This window comes from Streptomyces sp. NPDC005706 (assembly GCF_040631045.1).
In the GTDB taxonomy this organism is placed as follows: domain Bacteria; phylum Actinomycetota; class Actinomycetes; order Streptomycetales; family Streptomycetaceae; genus Streptomyces.
On the sequence record NZ_JBEXYS010000005.1, the window covers coordinates 193,959 to 209,743 of the forward strand.

Genomic DNA, 15,785 nt, shown 5'->3' on the forward strand with positions numbered 1-15,785 from the left:
CCGCGGTCGTCACCTCGCAGACGGGTCCTCGGCCGTCCTCCTGAAGTACTACGGCTCGCCGGGCGTCAGTATCCGGACGGCCGCACCAGGCCGGACTCGTAGGCGAAGACGGCCGCCTGGGTACGGTCGCGCAGCCCCAGCTTCACCAGGATCCGGCCCACGTGCGTCTTCACCGTCTGCTCGGCCACCACCAGCCGTCCGGCGATCTCCGCGTTCGACAGGCCCTGCGCGATCAGCGTCAGCACCTCCGTCTCCCGTTCGGTCAGGTCGCCGACCCGCCGCATGAGCGGGGGCCGGGGCGTACCGTCCAGCCGGGAGAACTCGGCGATCAGCCGGCGGGTGATGCCCGGGGCGAGCAGCGCGTCCCCGGCGGCCACCACCCGGACCGCCTCGGCGAGCTGGTCGGCCGAGGCGTCCTTGAGCAGGAACCCGGAGGCCCCCGCGCGCAGCGCCTGGTACACGTACTCGTCGAGGTCGAAGGTGGTCAGCACCAGGACCCTGATGTCGGGGTGGTCGGTGGTGATGCGGCGGGTCGCCTCGATGCCGCCCAGCTCGGGCATCCGGATGTCCATCAGCACCACGTCGGGGGCGAGTTCGCGGACCTTGGCGATCGCGTCCAGACCGTGCACCGCCTGCCCGACCACCTGGATGCCGGGCTTGGTGTCGAGCAGCACGGTGAAGCCCTGCCGGACCATCTGCTGGTCGTCGGCTATGAGTACGCGGATGGCGTCGGCGCCGCTCGTCATGGCGTCTGTTCTCCTGTCGTGGACGGGTGGGGCGGGTCGGGCTGACCGGGCGCGTCGGCCGGGAAGGCGGGCGGGGCGCCGTCCCGGGGGAGGAAGGCCGCGACCGAGAAGCCACCGTCCGGGGCCGCGGCGGCGGTGACGTGACCGCCGAGCATCGCCGCCCGCTCCCGCATGCCGAGCAGCCCGTGCCCGGAGCCCGTGGACGGCGGTACGGGGCGGCTCGGGCGGGAGTTGGTCACCGCGATCCGCAGCCCGTCCGGGCCGTGCGCGACCTCGACGCGCACCTTCGAACCCGGCGCGTGCCGCAGCGCGTTGCTCAGCGCCTCCTGCACGATCCGGTACGCCGACAGCTCCACCCCCGGGGCGCAGGGCCGCACCAGACCGCCGACCTCGGCGGTCACGTCCAGTCCGGCCGCCCGGGTGTTCTCGATCAGCGCGTCGAGCCGGTCCAGCGTGGGCTGGGGGGCGTCCGGTGCCGCACCCGTGCCGGGGTCGCCCAGGCCGTAGGGGTCCTCGGGGTTCTCGGAACGCAGCACGCCGAGCACCCGGCGCAGTTCGGTGAGCGCCTCCAGCGCGTTCTGCCGGATGCCCGCGAGGTTCTCGACCAGCTCCGGCGACGGCCGCTCGACGAGATGCGGGGCCACCTGTGCCTGGATGGAGATGACCGACATGTGGTGCGCGACCACGTCGTGCAGTTCCCGCGCGATACGGCTGCGCTCCTCCAGCAGGGTGCGGCGGGCCCGCTCCTCGGTGGTGAGGGTGGTCTGCTCGACGAGTTCGGCGCGGGCCACCCGGCGGCCGCGCAGAGCGGCGCCGAGCACCACGACGACCGTGGACAGGACGACGGCGAGGACCCCGGTGGGCTGGTACCCCGAGCCGCCCCACACGCCCTGCAGCAACCAGGTGACCAGCGCGGTCAGGGCCAGGGCCTCGGCCGACACCCGGGTGCGCACGCGCAGCGCGAGCAGCAGCAGGACGAGCAGGTGGGCGATGAGACCGGCCGCGGTCCAGGGCCAGGTGAACGACGTGTCGGCGACCATGGCCAGCCTGCCGTGCACCGCCGCGGCACCCACCACGGTGCCGGCCATCGACAGCCACCAGCCCGCGACGGGCCGCCACAGCGCGAGCACGATCGCGGCGCCCTGCGCGAGGCCGATCACGAAGGCCGCTCCGGGCGGCAGATGCCCGTTGTCCCCGAGCTGTGCCGTACCGCCGAGGGTGACCCCGAACGCGGCCAGGCACAGCAGGCCGTGCGGCAGCCAGCGCAGCCACACGGAGACGGGCAGCGGATCCGGCCGGAAGTTCCACAGGTCGTCGTGCAGCACCCGCATCCGCCGCCCCCACCGGCCCGCGAGCGGCACCGGTGCCCGGCGGCCCCCCGTCTCCGTCACGCGGTCCACCCTAGGGCCTGTCCGGGGAGTGCCGGATCCCGTGGTCGGCGACCGCGGTGCCCCGGTGCACATGGACCACCCGGGACCCGCCGGAGGCGCCGCCGCTCGCGGGACGGTGGCGGCGGGTGCCCTGCTCGCAGGAGCGGAACACCGCCCAGTACAGGGCGAGTACGGCGGTGAACACCGGCAGCCAGAGGAGCCGCGCCGCCACCCAGCCCAGGCCGTCCGGGCCGGTGTGCAGGCCGGGCAGGCGGCCGGTGGCGAGGGCGGCGGCCGTGGTGGTCATCAGGGCCGTCTGGTGCCACAGGAAGACGGTCATCGCGGAGAGGTTGACCAGGGCCACGGCCGCCCAGGCGAGCGGGCGGCCCATCGCCCGGCGCAGCCGGTCGCGCAGCAGGAGGGCCAGCCCGCACTGGGCCAGGCCGAAGGTCACGGCCGCCATCGTCGGCGGGTTCAGGTTGGAGACGGGGGCGCCCGGCACCCCGACCATGGAGGCGGGGTAGCCCGCGAAGGTCACCAGCAGGGCCGTGGCCGCCGTACCGCCGAGGAGCAGCGCCCGGGCCGCGCGGCGGGACTCCAGCTCACCACGGGTCCAGGCGGCGCCCAGGGTGTACGGGACCAGCCAGCCGGCCGCCACGTTCACCCAGCCCAGCCAGGAGGGTCCGGTGTGCAGGCCGAAGCGGAGGATGTCCACGTGCAGGACGACCGCCAGCGGCCAGAGCGGGCTGAGCCGGACGAGCAGCGGGGTGGCCGCCGTGAGGGCGGCGAAGACCAGCAGGAACCACAGCGGGGACAGCGCCAGTTTGAGGAGCGTGTGCAGCGTCCCGAAGGGGGTGCCGGACAGCAGCAGGGCGGCGGCCGCCACCGTCCACAGCGTGAGGAGCGCGAGTACCGGCCGGAGCAAACGGGTCAGGCGGGTGCGCAGCCACACCCCGTACGACAGTCCCCCGGCCCGCGCCGAGGCGAGTGAGCGCGTCGCCACATGACCGCCGACCAGGAAGAACACCGCGAGGGTCTGGAAGGCCCAGGAGACCGGGGCCAGCCACGGCAGCTGCCGCAGCGGGCTCGCCGTGCGCAGCGCGCCGTCCTGCGGGACCAGGGCGGTGACCAGCCAGTGGCCGAGGACAACACCGAGGATCGCGAGGGCGCGCAGCGCGTCGACCGCGCGGTCCCGGGAGGCGGGGGTGGCGGCGTCCACGCGGTCAGCGCCCCGGCGTATCGCGTGCGGCAGGCGCGGTGCGCGGCGGGGCCGCGTCGTCGCGGGTCGGGCGGGAGTCCGGCGACGGGGACCGGGAGCGGGCTCAGGCACGGGTCACCTCCGAGGTCTCGCCGAGGGTGATCCGGGCCAGGTTGGCGAGGGCGGCCGAGCCCGGGGTGAAGTAGCCGCTGTGACCGGCGTCCGCGGCGTCGAAGACCCGGGCGCCGAAGGCCCGGGAGACCGGGTCGGTGCCGAAGCCGACGGTGGTGACCAGCAGGCCGGCCCGTACGTGCGGCACATGGGCGACCCAGTCGCCGCCGCCGCGCGCCGCCCACACCCGGGCGTGGGTGCGCAGACCGGCGACGGTGCCGGCGCCCGTGCCCGGGCTGCCGACGAGGACGATGTCGCCGACGTCCAGGCCGTGCGCGGCCCGGCCGCAGACGACGGAGCCGTAGGAGTGGCAGAGCAGGGAGACACGGGCACGGGCGGGGGCGAGGGCGCGCAACCGCCCGGTGAGGGCGCGCAGCCGGGGCGCCGCTTCGTCGGCCCTGGCGGTGGTGGTCACCGTGGTGCTGACCGTGCCGGGGGTCCGGTAGCCGAGCCAGGCGACCACTGCCACGCGGGTGCCGGCGGGGGCGCGGTGCGTGAGGTCGTCGTACAGGGCCGCCGCCGCCCGGTGGAAGCGGGCGTAGGTGTCGATCGAGGTGTCGGAGCCGGGTACCAGGACGGCGATGCGGTCGGCCCGGCGCAGCTCACCGAGGACCTCGGTGGCCTGGCCGGGGCCCCGGCCGTCGAAGGCGAGGAGGTCGCGGGTGGCGAGTGCCCGGTCGGCGGCGGCCCGGCGCACGTCGCCGTGGGCCGCGGCCATGGCGGCGGCCTCGGCGGCGTTGGCGCGGTTCGCCGCGTAGGCCGACCGCAGGGTGGCCGCGGTGGGCGGGGCCTGGCCGGCCGGGGGCGGGGCGGGGATCGCGGAGTGCGCTGCGGCGGTCAGGGCGACGGCCGTGACGGCGGTGAGCAGCGCCTGGCGCCAGGTCCGGAACCGCCCCGGCCGCCGCCGGCCCCGGCGGGACGACGGCGGGTGCGGACCGGTGGCGGGTGGCGACGCTTGCCCCATGGTGGCTTCCCTTCGCGGAGCCCGGCCATCGGGCTTGTCGAGAAGGGAAGTTAGAAGTCGGAGGGCGTCGCCCGCGTCCCACCGGGGAGCTGTCCCGCGGGGTAGCTCTCAGGTACTACGGGTATGACCGGGGCGGTTCACCAGGCGAGTTGGGCGATCTCCTCGGTCACCACCGCGCAGGCGTCCGTGGCCGGGTCGATCAGCGGGAAGTGCCCGACGTCCGCCAGCAGGGTCAGGCCCACCATCTCGCCCGCCTTCTCGGCGGCGTCCGCGTACGACTCGGCCACCGGCTGCGGCACCACCAGGTCGGCACGGCCCTGGACCAGCGTCGTGGCGATGCCGTTCGGGAGCAGCAGCACGGGATCGGCGTACGGCCGGCGCTCGGCGAAGTGGTCGTGTCCGCCGAGGAGTTGCAGGGAGGCGTTGCCGCAGACGTCCAGCTTCTCCGCCACGTCGAAGTCGGCGATCGGGGCGAGGGCCACCACGCCGCGCAGCGGGGCGGGGCCGTCGGTGCGCCAGGGGGCGTCGGCGGGCAGGACGTGCCGGGCCGCGGCCCACAGGGCGAGGTGGCCGCCCGCCGAGTGCCCGGTGAGGACGGTGCGGCGCGGGTCGGCCCGCGGGAGCGCCTCGCGGACCAGGCCGGGCAGGGCGTCCAGGGCGGCGGCCACGTCGTCGAAGGTGTCGGGCCAGCGGCCGGCCGGCGGGGTCGCGGCCTCGGGGCCGGGCGCGGCGCCCTTGTTCTGCGCCGGGATCAGGGGCTCGCCGCCGCGCCGGTACTCGACGTTGGCCACGGCGAAGCCGGCGCGGGCCAGGTGATCCGCGAACGGGGTGACATGGCGGCGGTCGTAGCGGGCGCGCCAGGCTCCGCCGTGCAGGACGACGACCAGGGGGGCGCCGGGGGTGCCGGTCCGCGGGGCGTAGAAGTCGATCACCTGGTCGGGGTGGTCGCCGTAGGCGGCGGTCACGTCCGGTTCGACCTCGGGGTGCGAGAAGGCCGACTCCTCTTCGGCGGCGGCGCGGGCTGCTGCGGCGTCGTCCGGCATGCTCCAACCTCTCGGCGGCGGGATGGGATTGGCGGACTCCGCGGGTACCAGGAGGTACGGGGCGGGTACTCTTCGTCGGCCGTTGGCCGGGACGGTATCAGGCGGGTGACGTGGGCGGACACGGGGTCGGCACACGGCGGCGGGGGGCGCGGGGCACCCCCCGCCGCCGTGGCACGTCACCCGGTCAGCAGCTCTCCCAGGAGCCGGGCCGCGCGTTCCGTGTCCGCGAAGCCCACGTACAGCGGGGTGAAGCCGAAGCGGAGGACGTCGGGGTGCCGGAAGTCGCCCACCACGCCCCCCTCGATCAGCCGCTTCATCACCTCGCCCGCGTCGGAGCAGCGCAGGGCGATCTGGCTGCCCCGCTCCGCGTGCGGCCCGGGGGTCACGCACTCCACCCGGCCGGGCTCGGTGTACGCGGCGACGCACTCCAGGAAGAAGTCCGTCAGCGCCAGGGACTTGGCGCGGACCGCGTCGACGGACACCCCGTCCCACACCTCCAGGGCGGCCTCAAGGGCCAGCATGGAGAGGATGTCCGGGGTGCCGGTACGGCCGCGCGCCGCGCCCGGTGCCGGTGCGTAGGTCGAGCTCATGGCGAACGGCTCGGCATGGGAGGTCCAGCCGGGCAGGGGCGAGTCGAAGCGGTCCTGCAGCTCCCGGCGCACATACAGGTACGCGGGCGAACCGGGGCCGCCGTTCAGGTACTTGTAGGTGCAGCCGACGGCCAGGTCGACCCCGTGCTCGTCCAGGCCGACCGGCAGCGCGCCCGCGCTGTGGCACAGGTCCCACACCGCGAGGGCGCCGGACGCGTGGATCGCGGCGGTGAGACCGGGCAGGTCGTGCAGCCGGCCGGAGCGGTAGTCGACGTGGTTGAGCAGTACCGCCGCCGTACGGTCGCTCAGCGCGCCGGGCAGCTCCGCCGGGGTCACCGGGCGCAGGGTGCGGCCGGTCATCCGGGCGGCCGACTCGGCGATGTAGCCGTCCGTGGGGAACGTCGTCGCGTCGACGAGGAGCTCGTCACGGCCGGCGTCCGCCATCCGCACCGCCGCCACGAGCGCCTTGAAGACGTTGACGCTCGTGGAGTCGCCCACCACGATCCGGCCCGGTGCCGCGCCGACCAGCGGGGCGATCCGGTCGCCGATCCGCTCCGGCGCCGTCCACCAGCCGCTCTCTCTCCAGGAGCGGATGCGCAGTTCGCCCCACTGCCTGCGGACCACGTCCGCCACCCGGTCCGGGACGTTCACGGGCAGGGCACCGAGCGAGTTGCCGTCCAGGTAGACCACGTCGTCGAGGACGAAGCGCTCACGCAGCGGGGCCAGTTCGTCCGCCGCGTCCAGTTCCTTGGCTCGCAGCGCGAGTCCGGGACGCTCAGACATGGGACCTCGCCGTCCACAGCTCGGGGAAGACGTTCTTGCGGGCGCGCTTCTCCAGCCAGGCCACGCCCGCCGAGCCGCCCGTGCCGGCCTTGGAGCCCATCGCGCGGCGGGTGGCGACCAGGTGGTCGTTGCGCCAGCGCCAGACCAGCTCGGCCACGTCGGACAGGGCCTCGCCGAGACGCACGAGCTCGCCGTCCTGGTCGCCGGAGTAGACCGCGGCCCAGGCGGACTCGACGGCGTCCGAGTGCTCGTAGCGCCGGGAGACGTCCCGGTTCAGGACCGAGGCGGGGATCGCGTGGCCGCGGCGCGCGAGCAGCCGCAGCACCTCGTCGTACAGGCTGGGCTCGTGCAGGGCCTTCTCCAGCTCCGCGTGGGCGCGGGGGGCGCCGCGGTGCGGGACCAGCATCGAGGCGGACTTCTCGCCGAGCAGGAACTCCAGCCTGCGGTACATCGCCGACTGGAATCCGGAGCCCTCGCCGAGGGCGCCGCGGTACGAGTTGAACTGCGCCGGGGTGAGCTGGCCGAGCGGCTTCCAGGAGGCGTTCAGCGCCTCCAGCTCGCGCACGGAACGCTTCAGCGCGGCGATCGCGGTCGGCACGTCGTCCTGGCGGAGGGCCTTCGCGGCGGTCTCCCACTCGTGCACGACGACGGTGAACCACAGCTCCATGACCTGGGTCGTCACCAGGAAGACCATCTCTCCGGGGTCGTCGGAGAGGGTGTGCTGCAGGTGGGTGAGCACGTCCGCCCGGACGTAGTCCTCGTAGGGCGTCGTACCCGCGAAGTCGAGATGCGGGGTCTCGGGCTCAGCGGCCTCGTGAGGGGGGCGAGCCGGTTGCGACATCGCTGTCTCCTGTTTGTTGCTCCGGGTGGCGGTCCGCCCCTGCCGATGCCGGCACGGGGGCCCCGGTCCCCACCCCGCATCCTCCGCAATCACTCCGGTCACGGCAAGGCCCGCCTGCTGCCAGACGGGCCACACAGGTGACGCCGCGGGGGCCGGCCGGTCAGCCGAGGGTCTGGGCCGCCGCGGGCGAGGAGTCCTTCAGGAACTGGGAGCAGCGCTCGTACTCCTCCTGCTCGCCGATCGCCTGGGCGGCGCGGGCGAGGCCGTGCAGGGCGCGGAGGAAGCCGCGGTTGGGCTCGTGCTCCCAGGGCACCGGGCCGTGGCCCTTCCAGCCGTTGCGGCGCAGGGCGTCCAGGCCGCGGTGGTAGCCCGTGCGGGCGTAGGCGTACGACTCCACGACCGAGCCCCGCTCGAACGCCTCGTCGGCGAGCTGGGCCCAGGCGAGGGAGGAGGTGGGGTATTTGGCGGCGACGTCCGCGGGGGCGGTGCCGGTCGCGAGGAGTTCGCGGGGCTCCGGGTCGTCGGGGAGGTGGGTGGGGGGCGGGCCGCCGAGGAGGTTCTCGTGAATCGTCATGGCTCCAGTCTGGCGCACGTACCGCTCCGCGGCGGAGGCGTACCGGGTGCCGGCAGGCGCCGGGTGCCTGAGCAGGGGCGCGGGGAACCGCGCGACCAGCCCCCCGGCACCCGCGGACGAAGCGCGACCCGCTCCCCATACCCCCCACCCCCCTAAGCCCGGCGCTCAGCCTCCAGCGGCGGAGCCGCGACGCCGCAGAAGGTCCTGCATTCCGGGTGGCGGCAGTCGGCGGGCGGGCGGCGGATCAGGGTGAAGGCCAGCACCGCGCCCAGCACCAGTACCCCCGCGCAGATCGGCATCGCCCGGGAGAACGCCGCGTCGAAGGCCACCGCCGACCGGTAGGCCTCCGGCCCCATCCCCGTCAGCAGCGGCAGCGCGGCCACGGCGACCAGTCCCGCCGCCCGGGCCGCCGCGTTGTTGATGCCGCTGGCCAGGCCCGCCCGGGCGGAGTCGACGGAGGCGAGCACCGTGGCGGTCAGCGGGGCGACCAGGGTGACCATGCCGGCACCCATGACGAGCAGCGCGGGCAGGACGTCGGTGAGGTAGTCCGCGTGCACGCCCACCCGAAGCATCAGCAGCATCGCCGCCGCGCACAGCAGCGGCCCCACGGTGAGCGGCAGCCGCGGACCGGTGCGGTCGGCCAGGGCGCCCGAGCGGGCCGAGAACAGCAGCATCAGGACCGTGGTCGGCAGCAGGGCCGTGCCCGCCTGGAGGGGCGAGTAGCCGGACACCACCTGGAGCTGGAGCGCGGTCAGGAAGAAGAAGCCGCCGAAGGCCGCGTACACGCACAGCGTGACCAGATTGACCGCCGTGAACCGGCGCGAGGCGAAGATGCCGGGCGGGAGCATCGGGTCCGCGCGGTGCTTCTCGACGTACACGAAGCCCACCGCCGCGGCCAGGCCGAGGACCGCGCTCACCACGACCCCCTGCCCGCCGCCGCCCGCCTCGATCAGGGCGTACGTCAGCAGGGCCAGGGCGAGCGCCCCGAGGCCGGCGCCGAGGACGTCGAAACGTCCCTTGCCGGGGCCGGCGGCGGACTCCGGCACGTGCCGCACGGCGATCGGCGCGCACAGCAGGGCGAGCGGCACGTTGAGCAGGAACACCCAGCGCCAGCCGGGGCCGTCCACCAGCCAGCCGCCCAGGAAGGGGCCGACGGCCGCGCCGACCCCGCCGAAGCCGGACCACAGGCCGACCGCCCGGCTGCGGTCGTCCGGGTGGAAGGAGGCCTGGATGAGGGCGAGGGAGCCGGGGGTGAGCAGGGCGCCGCCGACGCCCTGCAGGGCACGGGCGGCGATCAGCACCACCGGGTTCGGGGAGAGGCCGCAGAGCAGGGAGGCGGCCGCGAACCAGACGACGCCCAGTACGAAGATCCTGCGGCGGCCGTAGCGGTCGCCGAGCGACCCGCCCAGCAGGATCAGGCCGGCCAGCGTGACCATGTACGCGTTGACCGTCCACTGCAGGGCGGCGAGGCTCGCGTCGAGGTCGCGGCCGATGGTCGGCAGCGCCACGTTGACCACGGTGGAGTCCAGCATGGCCATGCTGGAGCCGAGCACCGTGGTGAGCAGGATCCACTTGCCCTGGGACGAGCCCAGCCGGACGTCGGGCATGTACCAGATATACAGCGGGCCCGGTGCCGAGGCACCGGGCCCGCCGAAGCCGCCGTACGCGACTTACTTGATCTTGTTGCCCGCCGAGCGCAGGTTCCGCGTGGCCTCGACGACGCGCGCGGCCATGCTGGCCTCGGCCAGCTTGCCCCAGGTGCGCGGGTCGTAGGTCTTCTTGTCGCCGACCTCGCCGTCGACCTTCAGGACGCCGTCGTAGTTCTTGAACATGTGGTCGGCGACCGGCCGGGTGAAGGCGTACTGGGTGTCCGTGTCGATGTTCATCTTCACGACGCCGTTCTCCAGCGCGGTCAGGATCTCCTGCTCGGTGGAGCCCGAGCCGCCGTGGAACACGAAGTCGAACGGGGCGGCCTTGCCGAACTTGGCGGACACGCCGTCGGCCAGCTCCTTCAGCAGCTCGGGGCGGAGCACGACGTTGCCCGGCTTGTAGACGCCGTGCACGTTGCCGAAGGAGGCGGCCAGCAGGTAGCGGCCCTTCTCGCCCAGGCCCAGGGCCTCGGCGGTGCGGATCGCGTCCTCGACCGTGGTGTAGAGGGAGTCGTTGATCTCGTGGGAGACGCCGTCCTCCTCGCCACCGGTCGGGGTGATCTCGACCTCGAGGATGATCTTCGCGGCGCGGGCCTGCTCCAGCAGCTCCTGCGCGATCTCCAGGTTGTCGGCGAGGGTCTCGGCGGAGCCGTCCCACATGTGCGACTGGAACAGCGGGTTGAGGCCGGCCTCGACACGCTTGCGGGAGAGCGTCAGCAGCGGACGCACGTACCCGTCGAGCTTGTCCTTCGGGCAGTGGTCGGTGTGCAGCGCGATGTTGACCGGGTACTTCTCGGCGACGATGTGCGCGAACTCGGCGAGCGCGACGGCACCGGTCACCATGTCCTTGCTGTACTGGCCGCCCAGGAACTCGGCGCCACCCGTGGAGATCTGGACGATGCCGTCGCTCTCCGCCTCCGCGAAGCCGCGCAGGGCGGCGTTCAGGGTCTGGCTCGAGGTGACGTTGATGGCCGGGTAGGCGAACTTGCCTGCCTTCGCCCGGTCGAGCATCTCGTTGTAGACCTCGGGGGTTGCGATGGGCATGGTCCGCTCCTTGGAGTGTGCGGGTTGGGTTCTGCGTACTTACGGCCCTGACCTAGACCTTGGGTGTGACGTCATCGTCGTGCCCATCTTTCCAGACCCGACCCGGTGCCAGTGGCTCCGGTCAAGCCACGGGCAAGTCCAGGTCAATTCCGGGCGTCAGTCCAGACCCAGTTCATCCTTCGAGAAGGCGAAACGGTACGGAACGCCCGCACCGGCCTCGATCTTCTCGGCGGCGCCGGTGGCCCGGTCGACGATCGTCGCCACGGCGACGACCTCGGCACCCGCCTCGCGCACGGCCTCCACGGCGGTGAGCGGCGAGCCGCCGGTGGTGGAGGTGTCCTCCACCACGAGCACCCGCCGGCCCGCGATCTCCGGTCCCTCCACCCGCCGCTGCAGGCCGTGCGCCTTGGCCGCCTTGCGGACCACGAACGCGTCGAGCCGCCTGCCGCGCGCGGCGGCCGCGTGCAGCATGGCCGCCGCGACCGGGTCGGCGCCCATGGTGAGGCCGCCCACCGCGTCGAACTCCAGGTCGGCGGTCAGGTCCAGGAGCGCCTGGCCGACCAGCGGGGCGGCCTCGCCGTCGAGGGTGATGCGGCGCAGGTCGACGTAGTAGTCGCCTTCGAGACCCGAGGAGAGGGTCACCTTGCCGTGCACCACGGCCTTGTCCTTGATCTGCTGCAGCAGCGCGCCGCGTACGTCGTCCGTCATGGCGCCCAGCTTAGAGGCGCCGCCAGGTCCAGGTGGTCGTCGCCTCCAGCGGCTCCAGCGGGGTGACCAGGCGCGGGAGGGTGTTGAGGCCGTTGGGCGGGCCGGTCTGCGGCTCGACGCACACCGCCTCGTCCTGCTCGTCGTAGACGACCACCCACTCCTCGCGGCCGGTCACCTTCAGCTCCAGCTGCCCCGGCCAGGTGAGGGTGACGTCGACGCCGCCGGGCATCCCGAAGCAGTCGTCCCAGGGGCCGGCCCCTGGGTCGACGCGGTTGCCGGTGGGCAGGTGGTCGGCGCCGCGCTCCTCCTGCCAGGCGGGCTTGAAGTCGAGCCGTACGTCCGAGCCGCCGAGGCTGCGGCGGAACCAGGGGTGCCAGCCGATCTGCGCCGGGAAGGAGTCGTCGTACGCCTCGACGGACATGGTCAGGGTCAGGCTGTCCCCGGTCAGCGTGACCACCTGGGTGACCCGGCCGCGGTGCGGCCAGGGGTCGGTCAGGTCGTACGTGATGACGGCCTCGTCCGCCGACACCCGGGCGGTTCGCCAGGCACCGTCGCGCGCGGTGCCGTGGATGGCGTGCGGCGGGGAGTTGAGGGGCATCTGGCGGACGGTGGCGCCGTCCAGGAAGCGGCCCTCCCGGATCCGGCCGCACCAGGGCACCATCGGGAAGCAGCCGTAGCGCTCGCCCTGGCGCAGCAGCTCCACGCCGCCGATCCGCAGCCCGCCGATACGGCCGCCGTTGCCGGGCCGCACGCTCACTTCCGCGTCGCCCGCGGTCAGCGTGATGTCTTCGTTACTCACATGACGACCCTACTTGGGCGATCAAGAGGGCGTCCGCCGCACGGCTGTGACGGACGGCGGCCTGTCGGGGGGACTCCTCAGCGCCGGCGGCGCAGCGCGCGGCCCACCACGATCGCGGAGGCCACGGCCAGGGCCGCCGCGGGGGCCGCCCAGCGCAGCACCTGGTGGCCGGCGCCGGTCTGGGGAGCGGGTACGGGGGCGTAGCGGCCGCGCGGGGGCGCGTGGTCGACCTCCTCCGCGCTGCGGCCGATCATCGTCCGGCGCGCGTGCGCGGCCTCGGCGGGCGGCGCGCCCGTGTCGGCGAAGTCGTCCGCCGGGCGGTCGGCGGCGGTGCCGTCGTCCGCGGCGGCGTCCAGGGCGGGCGGCGGGACCTCGGTGTCGAAGACCGACTCCGGCCCCGGTGCCCGGTCCGGGTTGTCGGGGCTCGCCGCCAGGCTCTCCACGAAGCGGTTCAGCAGCCGCGTCACCGCCGAGCTCACCGCGTCCGCCGGCAGCTCGGCGATGCGTCCGTCCGCCTCCGCGGTGCCCTCGACCATGACGGTGGTGCCGTCGGCGGTGCCTTCGAGGCGCAGGGTGAGCGCGACCTTGGCCGTGCCGCTGCCGCGGGCCTCGCCGGCCTCGCCGTCGACGGCGTAGCCGCCGTCCTCGCGGGGCGTGACGCGCAGCGCCCCGCGGTAGGTGACGGAGTGTCCGCCGACCCGCAGCTTCAGCCGTCCCGAGACGGGTTCGGCACCGGCGTCCTGCTGGAGCCCGGGGACCGCCCGGGCGACCCGGGCGGGCTCGGCGAGCGCCTCCCTGAGCCGGTCGGCCGGAACCGGAACGAAGACCTGGTGCTCCATGTCGGCTGAGCCTACCCAGTCCCGGCCGGAACGCACCCTCCCGCGCGCGGAGCGCGTGGAACCCGCCGCCGCGGCCGCCCACGCGCCCGGGAATGCCCCGAACGGCGGCAGCTTGCCAAGATCGGGTCGGGCCGGTGGGCGGCACGGGCATGGATGGGGGCGGAGGTGTTGCCGCGATGCCCAGCGAAGACCGGCTCATGCGTCTCGACGAGGCCGGAAGGGTGCTCGAATGGCACCGCGCGGCCCAGGAGACGTTCGGCTGGTCCGCCGAGGAGGCCGTCGGGCGGACCGTGGCGGCACTGCTGCGCGGCGGCCCGGCCGGCCTCACCCGGCCGGACGTGATGCCGCCGGTGCTGGTCAGACCCGTGCTGGCGGACGAGGCGCTGGTGTGGGACGTGTGCGCGGCGGCGGAGGCCGCGTCCGGCCAGGACCTCGCCATCCTGCGGGCGATGTTCACCCAGTCACCGGTGGGCCTGCACGTGCTGGACGACCGGCTGCGCATCGTCCGCGTCAACACCGCGACCCGCGCGCTGCGCGGCATGGCGGAGGACCGGCTGCTGGGCCGGGTCTTCTCCCGGGCGTACGGCCTGGCCGACCCCGCGCAGGAGGAGGCGGCGGCCCGCCGGGTGCTGGCCAGCGGCCGGGCGGAGCTGAACCGGATCGTGCGGGTGACGCCGGGCGCGTCCGGCCGGGAGCACGGCGTCTACTCCGTCTCCTACGTACGCCTGGAGAACGTGCGCGGCGACATCCTCGGCCTGGTCGCCTCGGCCATCGACGTGACCGAACGCGAACACGCCCTGTGGCGGCTGTCGGTGGTGGACGAGGTGCGGCGCCGGGTCGGCGAGCGGCTCGACGTGATCGCCGCCTGCCAGGAGTTCGTGGACGCGGTCGTGCCGCGGTTCTCGGGCATCGCCGTGGTCGAGGTGGTCGAGGAGGTGGTGCGGGGGGAGGCGCCGCCCCTCGTCCCGGTCGGCCGCGAGGTGCCGCTGCGCCGGGCCGCGTTCCGGGGCGTGGTGTCGGCGTATCCGGTGGGCGAGGTGCGGCGGCTGCCCTACGGCACGCCGTTCTCGCGGGTGCTCACCGATCTGCGGCCCCGGCTCCTCACGGTCGAGGAGGGCACCCTGTGGCTCGCCGCCGATCCGCCGCGGGCGGACGCCATCAGGGCGTCCGGCGCCCACTCCCTGATCGTCGCCCCGCTGGCGCTGCGCGGTGAGGCGCTCGGAGTGGTCAGCTTCTACCGGCACCGGGAGGAGGATCCCTTCGAGGAGGCGGACGTCGCCCTCGCCGCCGACGTGTGCGCGCACGCCGCGCTGTGCATCGACAACGCCCGGCGCTACGCCCGGGAGCGGACCATCGCCGCGACCGTGCAGCGCAGGCTGCTCCCCCAGCGGCCGGCCCTGCCGGACACGGTGGAGCTGTCCCATCTGCATCTGCCGGCCCCCGAGGGAGGCGGCGCCTGGTTCGACGTGATCGGCATGGCCGGCTCTCGGACCGCGCTGATCGTCGGTGAGGTGGCCGGCCACGGCATGGCCGCCGCGACCACGATGGGACAGCTCCGCACGGTCATCCACTCGCTGGCGTCCCTGGACCTGGCGCCGGACGAACTGATGGCCCGGCTGAGCGACACGGCGGCCCGCCTCGCCGCGGAACGCGCCGCGCTGCCGACGGGCGACCCGCTGCACCGCGAGCCGCTGACCGCGAGCTGCCTGATCGCCGTCTACGACCCGATCGACCTCACCTGCACCTTCGTGCGGGCGGGTCTCTCGGAGCCCGTCATGGTGCCGCCCGGCGGCGCTCCGGCCGTCGTCTCCGTACCGGCGGGACCGCTGCTCGCCGGCCCCGGCAACGCCCCGTTCCCGGCCACCACGGTCGACCTGACGGCCGGGAGCACGATCGCGATCGGCACCCGCGTCCTGGCGCGGGAGGTCCTCGCCCCGTCCGCGCCGCTGCGCGCCCTGTTCGACGAGCACGCCCACGAGCCGCTGCCCGAGCTGTGCGACGCCATCGCCTACGCCGTCAGCGACGGGCGGCGGTCGGAGGACGCGCTGCTGCTGCTCGCGCGGACCGCGGCGCTGCCCGCCGACCGGGTCTTCGGCTGCGACCTGCCGGCGGGCCCCGAGGCCGCGCCGTTCGCGCGGGAGGCGGCCCGGCGCCGGCTGCGGGCCTGGGGGGTCGACCAGGAGGCCGCGTTCACCACCGCGCTGATCGTCAGCGAACTCGTGGGCAACGCGGTCCGCTACGGCGCCCCGCCGATGCGCCTGCGCCTGATCTGCAACGGCATGCTGACGTGCGAGGTCAGTGACGGCGCGATGTCCGCTCCGCACCTCAAGCACGCCCGCACCACCGATGAGACCGGGCGCGGGCTGTTCATCGTCGCCACCCTGGCCGACAACTGGGGCACCCGGTACCAGGCGGGGGGCAAGACCGTGTGGGCGCAGCAGTCCCTCGACGGCTGCCCGTGAGGCG

At 74.7% G+C, this 15,785-nt stretch carries 14 protein-coding genes; 1 reads left to right on the forward strand and 13 read right to left on the reverse strand.

Features of this window, described 5'->3' with window-relative positions; genetic code table 11:
• Positions 1-65: 65 nt before the first annotated feature.
• The 13 genes from ABZ478_RS12155 to ABZ478_RS12215 all read right to left on the reverse strand — a co-directional run bounded on the left by ABZ478_RS12155 (position 66) and on the right by ABZ478_RS12215 (position 13,319).
• On the reverse strand, positions 66-746 hold the full coding sequence (locus ABZ478_RS12155) for a response regulator transcription factor (protein WP_359547886.1): 681 nt from the start codon (positions 744-746) through the stop codon (positions 66-68).
• Positions 743-2,077, reverse strand: a complete 1,335-nt coding sequence (locus ABZ478_RS12160) for a sensor histidine kinase (protein ID WP_359548323.1) — start codon at positions 2,075-2,077, stop codon at positions 743-745. Before ABZ478_RS12160 ends, ABZ478_RS12155 begins: the two co-directional genes overlap by 4 nt.
• Positions 2,078-2,147: 70 nt before the next feature.
• Entirely contained in the window at positions 2,148-3,368 is a 1,221-nt protein-coding gene (locus tag ABZ478_RS12165; protein WP_359548326.1) for an acyltransferase, read from the reverse strand.
• A gap of 70 nt (positions 3,369-3,438) precedes the next feature.
• Positions 3,439-4,449, reverse strand: coding sequence for an alpha/beta hydrolase (locus ABZ478_RS12170; RefSeq protein WP_359547887.1), 1,011 nt, complete (start codon positions 4,447-4,449; stop codon positions 3,439-3,441).
• A 137-nt stretch (positions 4,450-4,586) separates the two neighbouring features.
• Positions 4,587-5,492 (reverse strand): alpha/beta hydrolase, encoded by a 906-nt coding sequence (locus tag ABZ478_RS12175; protein ID WP_359547890.1) that lies wholly within the window; start codon positions 5,490-5,492, stop codon positions 4,587-4,589.
• 176 nt (positions 5,493-5,668) lie between these two features.
• On the reverse strand, positions 5,669-6,865 hold the full coding sequence (gene kynU, locus ABZ478_RS12180; RefSeq protein ID WP_359547892.1) for a kynureninase: 1,197 nt from the start codon (positions 6,863-6,865) through the stop codon (positions 5,669-5,671).
• Complete coding sequence (locus tag ABZ478_RS12185; RefSeq protein ID WP_359547894.1) at positions 6,858-7,706, reverse strand: tryptophan 2,3-dioxygenase family protein; 849 nt, start codon at positions 7,704-7,706, stop codon at positions 6,858-6,860. Before ABZ478_RS12185 ends, kynU begins: the two co-directional genes overlap by 8 nt.
• A 160-nt stretch (positions 7,707-7,866) precedes the next feature.
• Positions 7,867-8,280, reverse strand: coding sequence for a DUF3151 family protein (locus ABZ478_RS12190; RefSeq protein WP_199211348.1), 414 nt, complete (start codon positions 8,278-8,280; stop codon positions 7,867-7,869).
• A gap of 152 nt (positions 8,281-8,432) precedes the next feature.
• Complete coding sequence (locus ABZ478_RS12195) at positions 8,433-9,887, reverse strand: MFS transporter (protein ID WP_359547896.1); 1,455 nt, start codon at positions 9,885-9,887, stop codon at positions 8,433-8,435.
• A gap of 63 nt (positions 9,888-9,950) precedes the next feature.
• The gene (gene fbaA, locus ABZ478_RS12200; protein ID WP_359547898.1) at positions 9,951-10,973 is read right to left on the reverse strand and encodes a class II fructose-bisphosphate aldolase; all 1,023 of its coding nucleotides are present in this window, start codon (positions 10,971-10,973) and stop codon (positions 9,951-9,953) included.
• Positions 10,974-11,129: 156 nt separating this feature from the next.
• On the reverse strand, positions 11,130-11,681 hold the full coding sequence (gene pyrE / locus ABZ478_RS12205) for an orotate phosphoribosyltransferase (protein ID WP_359547900.1): 552 nt from the start codon (positions 11,679-11,681) through the stop codon (positions 11,130-11,132).
• 10 nt (positions 11,682-11,691) lie between these two features.
• Complete coding sequence (locus tag ABZ478_RS12210) at positions 11,692-12,480, reverse strand: aldose 1-epimerase (protein ID WP_359547902.1); 789 nt, start codon at positions 12,478-12,480, stop codon at positions 11,692-11,694.
• Between the two features lie 77 nt (positions 12,481-12,557).
• A complete protein-coding gene (locus ABZ478_RS12215) occupies positions 12,558-13,319 on the reverse strand; it encodes an SRPBCC domain-containing protein (RefSeq protein ID WP_359547904.1) in 762 nt (253 codons plus the stop codon).
• A 176-nt stretch (positions 13,320-13,495) separates the two neighbouring features.
• On the opposite strand from ABZ478_RS12215, the gene ABZ478_RS12220 reads away from it, so the two are divergent.
• Positions 13,496-15,781 carry a SpoIIE family protein phosphatase gene (locus ABZ478_RS12220; protein WP_359547906.1) on the forward strand — a complete coding sequence of 762 codons (2,286 nt, stop codon included), beginning with the start codon at positions 13,496-13,498 and terminating at the stop codon, positions 15,779-15,781.
• Positions 15,782-15,785: the final 4 nt, after the last annotated feature.

Coding starts and splice junctions, on each gene's coding strand:
- ABZ478_RS12155 (WP_359547886.1), bottom strand. CDS start 746: ATGACGAGCGGCGCCGACGCCATCCGCGTACTCATAGCCGACGACCAG.
- ABZ478_RS12160 (WP_359548323.1), bottom strand. CDS start 2,077: ATGCGGGTGCTGCACGACGACCTGTGGAACTTCCGGCCGGATCCGCTG.
- ABZ478_RS12170 (WP_359547887.1), bottom strand. CDS start 4,449: ATGGGGCAAGCGTCGCCACCCGCCACCGGTCCGCACCCGCCGTCGTCC.
- ABZ478_RS12175 (WP_359547890.1), bottom strand. CDS start 5,492: ATGCCGGACGACGCCGCAGCAGCCCGCGCCGCCGCCGAAGAGGAGTCG.
- kynU (WP_359547892.1), bottom strand. CDS start 6,865: ATGTCTGAGCGTCCCGGACTCGCGCTGCGAGCCAAGGAACTGGACGCG.
- ABZ478_RS12185 (WP_359547894.1), bottom strand. CDS start 7,706: ATGTCGCAACCGGCTCGCCCCCCTCACGAGGCCGCTGAGCCCGAGACC.
- ABZ478_RS12190 (WP_199211348.1), bottom strand. CDS start 8,280: ATGACGATTCACGAGAACCTCCTCGGCGGCCCGCCCCCCACCCACCTC.
- ABZ478_RS12195 (WP_359547896.1), bottom strand. CDS start 9,887: ATGCCCGACGTCCGGCTGGGCTCGTCCCAGGGCAAGTGGATCCTGCTC.
- fbaA (WP_359547898.1), bottom strand. CDS start 10,973: ATGCCCATCGCAACCCCCGAGGTCTACAACGAGATGCTCGACCGGGCG.
- pyrE (WP_359547900.1), bottom strand. CDS start 11,681: ATGACGGACGACGTACGCGGCGCGCTGCTGCAGCAGATCAAGGACAAG.
- ABZ478_RS12215 (WP_359547904.1), bottom strand. CDS start 13,319: ATGGAGCACCAGGTCTTCGTTCCGGTTCCGGCCGACCGGCTCAGGGAG.
- ABZ478_RS12220 (WP_359547906.1), top strand. CDS start 13,496: ATGCCCAGCGAAGACCGGCTCATGCGTCTCGACGAGGCCGGAAGGGTG.